We start from the raw sequence: 4814 nt of genomic DNA on the forward strand, positions 1-4814 counted from the left end.
GGTGATGGAATTCATCTTTCCCGTAAACATCATCACGCCCATGAGGATCATCAGCACGGCTCCGGCCCTGGCTGCATAGGTGACCACATTCCCATGACGTTTAAACACATCCAGAAGCGTGGTGGAAAACATCCCCACTGCCAGGAATGGAAGGACGAACCCGGCCGTATAAACTCCGATCAGGAGAAAGCCCCTGGCCTGGGTGGCCGCCGACGCTGCCATCAAAAGAACGCTGGCCAGAGCCGGTCCCACACAGGGCGTCCATGCAAAGCTGAAGGTAAAGCCCAGCAGAAAGGCTGTTACAGGAGACATGGCAGCCGTTCCCACAGAAAACGGCAGCCGGTGCTCCCTGGAAAGGAGCCTGGAGGGTCCGAAGATCCCCAGCTGGTAAAGGCCGAAGCCAGCAACAAAAATCCCTCCGATCCTGGCGAACATGGCCTGGTTCCCCTTAAAGAACCGGCCCAGGGCCGAGCCTCCCAGCCCCAGGATAAAAAATGCCGAGCTGACCCCCAGCACAAAAAATACGGTGTGGAGCATCACTTTCTTCCGCTCATAAGTAATCCGTCCGTCCTCTCCGCGCCTTGCGGTCCCTCCGGACAGATATCCGATATAAAGGGGCAGGAGCGGCAGTACGCATGGCGAGAAAAAGCTCAGCAGTCCCTGTAAAAATACAGTCAGCACCGGCACGCTGATGTCCATTGAAAATCCCATGATCTTTCCTCCATAAATAATATGATATCCACAGGGGCAGAGAGCTTCCGCCCCCGATGTCATGATATTAAAGATATCAGATACCCTTCCGGCTGTCAAGATATCCGGAAATATCCATGGTACGGCCATCGGTCCAGACCATGACGGCTCCCCGCTCCCGGGTGTCCCAGATCCGGGCCCCCTGTTCTTTAAGTGCCTTTACGACCTCCGGAGACGGATGGCCGTACCGGTTCTCCCGGCCGCAGGAGAGTACCGCAAAGGCCGGATCCACAGCCTTCAGAAACTCCCGGCCGGAGGAGGTTCCCGATCCGTGATGGGCGGCCTTCAGCACCGTCACCGGGGCCAGCAGGCCGGCCTCCCTCATCTTTTCCTCCCCCTCCTTTCCCACATCCCCCGTCAGCAGCAGACGAAAATCCCCATACTGGATCTCTGCCACCAGCGATTCATCGTTCCGGTCCCCATAGTCCCCTCCCTCCGGCGGCGAAAGGCAGCGGATCGAAACCTCCGGTCCCAGGATCCCGGAAAACTCATCTCCCCGTTTTCCGTAGACCACCGGGATCCCGCGGCTGTCTGCCAGGCAGGCCAGCTCTGCATAAACATCCTTTCCCTTTCCCGGCTCCGGCATCACCAGCGTGCCGATGCGGATCCCGCAGCCCGGCTCCTCCAGCGCATACCGGATCCCGCTTATGTGATCCCAGTCTCCATGGCTGATGAATACTGTATCCAGCCGGTCCACGCCCCGGCTTTTTAAAAAGGGCACCAGACAGTCCTTTCCCAGTTCCTTTTCCTGGCTGCTGCCGCAGTCCATCAGCATGGTCCTTCCTCCGCAGGACAGAAAGATCCCATCCCCCTGGCCCACATCCAGAAATACGGCAGACAGCCCCTTCCGGGGCGGCGGAAAAAAGAAAAACACGCTCCCGGCCCAGAAAAGGCACAGGATCAGGAAAGCCTGGGGCCGGCTCCGCCTCTGTTCCAGGATCCGGGAAGCCAGAAGGATCCCCAGAAAAGCTCCGGCCAGAAACAGGACCATGGCCGTCAGAGACGGCCGCCCAACCACCAGGCTGGCCCCTGGAAGCCTCTGTGTCCCCTCTCCCATGGCCTTATAAAGTCCCAGGATATAGTGGGCCCCTCCCAGAAGGGCGGCTCCCGCCTTCATGGAAAATAAGGAAGCCGCCAGTCCCAGCAGGCCAGAAACCACCACATACGTCATCAGAGGGATCACTAACAGATTCAGAAAGATCCCGTATAGCGGAAGCTCAAAGGAGTGATACAGGACGGCGGGAGCCGTGGCCGCCTGGATAGAGGCGCTCACAAGAAGCGTCTGGAATAAGCTGCGGGCTTTAAAGCGCCGGATGAGGAAACCGCCGGGAAAGGCCACGGCTCCTGCTGCAAGAAAGGAAAGCTGGAAGGACGCCTGGGTCAGGAGACAGGGCCGGGACCACAAAAGCGCCAGGGCTGGAATACACAGGGCTGACATAAGGTCATAGGTCCGGCCCAGAAAGGCTGCAAGAAAGGAGAGCCCGCACATGGCCGCAGCCCGCACCACCGACGGCCCGAAGCCGGTCATGAGCCCATAGCAGAACAGAAAGGCTCCCGCTGCCCCGCCGGCCGCCGCAAACCCAAAGCCGCACCTTCTTAAGGCCTTCCATAGTCCAAGTCCAAGGATGGACACATGGAGACCGCTGATGGCCAGCACATGAGAGATCCCGTTTTTCCGGTATAACTCGTAAATCTCCTGGTCCATATCCGACCGGTCTCCCAGAAGCACTGCCTTCAGGATCCCTCCGTCTGTGCCGGAGGCCAGCTGGTCCAGACGTCTTTCCAGCCAGAGCCGTATCTGACGGATCCCCTCCCGGAACCGGCTGTATCCGGGGCCAGCCGGCGCTGTCCGGTCTGCCCGGAAGATCCCGCCGATCCCTTTCGCCCGGCAGAAGGACCTGTGATCGAAGCCGCCTGGATTCCGTTCCGGCTCCGGAGCCTCCATGGTCCCCTCTGCCCGGATCCTCATTCCTATTTTCAGTCCATCGGCCCGATCCGTATAGCAGTACATGCGCCGGGGGATCCTGCGGGCTTCCGGTCCGTACTCCTCACAGTCGGATACCATTAGCCGGTATCCGTAGTCTGTCTCTCCGATCTCCTCCACCTGGCCTTCTATGACCAGGGGCTCCTCCCTCCGCTCCGCGGCCGCCTGCTCCTCCAGGACCCGCTCCCGGATCTCCAGCTTCATACGACCAAAGCCCAGAAGGATACATCCGGCCGCTACCAGTCCATACCGGAGCCATGGTCCCGCCTTTCCATGTAAAAAAAGAGCCGGCGTCCCGCTTCCGCCCCCTGCCGCTCCCCTCCGGAAGCTTCCGGACAGGACGCAGCAAAGGACGGCCAGCATGGCTGCCAGCCAGAAAAACCCCTGGTCTGCTGTAAGAAAAAGGGCCATCGTCTCTCCAAGTACCAGTCCCCCCGTTGCATACAGCAAAGGCCTGTTAATTTTTTTCTCCTCCCTCCATGTATTCAAAATTTCTCTCAAACACCGTATTTAAAGGGATCTTGTCGCGGAAGACCGCGTCCTGGGAGCCATTGATGCGGATCTGCACCCGGCTGACCGTGGGAAGTTCTGAAAGTGAATTCACGATCGAATAAATGGGAATATATTCCCTCACCTCCAGGCTATTGTTCAAAAATGCGGAATCCAGATTGATGGAGCAGACGGATTCACTCACCATCACGTTTAAAAGCTTCATATCCGGGGGAAGCGTCGGATATGAATCCGGCTCCCTGGGCCCCTCGATCAGCTGCTCCACTATGAGCTTTTCCAGGGAAGTGTTGGTATTGCGCATCACCTCCCGTTTTTCCTCCACCAGCCCGTCTCCGGCAGCATTGGAAAAATACAGGGTCAGCTCCGTTTTCTCAAAGCTGTTCACATCCCGGATCCCCTCAACAAAATCTGAGGCCGAAAGCATCCCCACAGGATTTCCTGTGCCGTCCACAATGGGCTGCTCGGCACAGTAAATACTCAGATAGTCAATGCCCTGGATCTGGGTCAGCGTTTTCGTAAGGGCCGCCCGGCACAGGATCTCCCGTACTGAATCCATCAGCGCATAATTGGCATCCACAAACAGATACAGCACATTTTCTTCGATCCGGAAGGTAATGGTCTCCACCCGCTCTGGAATGGCGCTCTGACAGTCCATCTCTGCCGGGACTGTTTCCATTCTGGAAAGAAGCTCCTGGACCAGCGCTTCCTGGTCCGTTCCTTCCATCCCGATGCTGTTCCCCACCAGCTTAAGTCCCGGGGAATCTAGATAATATACCGTATACTCCGGCACTCCCTCCGGTATTTCATCCGTCCGCCTGCAGCCGCCGCACAGAGCCAGCAGGACTGCCAGAAGGGAAACCGCAAAAAATATCCTTAACTGCTTCATGGCTTCTCCTTTCCTGTGGACGGGATGTACATCAGCGGGATCTTCACCGTAAAGGTGGTGCCGATGTCCTCCTTGCTCTCCACCTGGATGGACCCATGGTGCATAAAGATCACACTTTTGGTGATTGCAAGTCCCAGGCCTGTGCCGCCGGTCTCCCGGGATCTGGCCTTATCCACCCGGTAGAACCGCTCGAATACCCGCTCCTTATATTCCTCCGGGATCCCGATGCCGGAATCCGAGACCTTGATATAAAAGAACTTGTGGTCCGCGTCCAGAGTGACTCGCACCCATCCGTCCTCCCGGTTGTATTTGACTGCATTTTCCACCAGATTGTTGACGGCCAGGGAAAACTTCACCTCATCGATATCCGCCGTTACCTCCCGGATACTCTCGAAGATCAGCTCAATGTTCCGCCGTCTGGCAATGGGACGGAGCCGTTTTAAGATCATCTCCACCAGAGCGTTGATATTGGTCTGGGTAATATTGATCTCTGCTGAGGATTTATCCATACGCACTAAAGTCAGAAGATCATCGATGATCTTGCTCTCCCGGTCGATCTCATCGGAAATATCGCCCATAAATTCCTGGTACAGCTCTTTGGGGACCTCATCCATGCTCATAAGGGAATCGGCCAGAACGCGGATGGAGGTGATCGGCGTTTTCAGCTCGTGGGACACGTTGGAT

At 57.3% G+C, this 4814-nt stretch carries 4 protein-coding genes; all 4 read right to left on the minus strand.

Annotation, left to right across the window (positions count from 1 at the left end; genetic code table 11):
- Positions 1 to 711 (minus strand): cytochrome c biogenesis protein CcdA (locus WIH05_RS00225; protein WP_337424798.1); only part of this gene is annotated, 711 nt, incomplete at its 3' end.
- Between the two features lie 76 nt (positions 712 to 787).
- Positions 788 to 3145, minus strand: coding sequence for a DNA internalization-related competence protein ComEC/Rec2 (locus WIH05_RS00230; protein WP_337424799.1), 2358 nt, complete (start codon positions 3143 to 3145; stop codon positions 788 to 790).
- A 46-nt stretch (positions 3146 to 3191) separates the two neighbouring features.
- Positions 3192 to 4130 carry a GerMN domain-containing protein gene (locus tag WIH05_RS00235; RefSeq protein WP_022273143.1) on the minus strand — a complete coding sequence of 313 codons (939 nt, stop codon included), beginning with the start codon at positions 4128 to 4130 and terminating at the stop codon, positions 3192 to 3194.
- Positions 4127 to 4814, minus strand: a 688-nt coding sequence (locus tag WIH05_RS00240) for an ATP-binding protein (RefSeq protein WP_337424800.1), incomplete at its 5' end; no start/stop codon positions are given. The genes WIH05_RS00235 and WIH05_RS00240, both read right to left, overlap by 4 nt.

The organism is Alitiscatomonas sp., assembly GCF_037242085.1.
In the GTDB taxonomy this organism is placed as follows: Bacteria; Bacillota; Clostridia; order Lachnospirales; family Lachnospiraceae; genus Alitiscatomonas; species Alitiscatomonas aceti.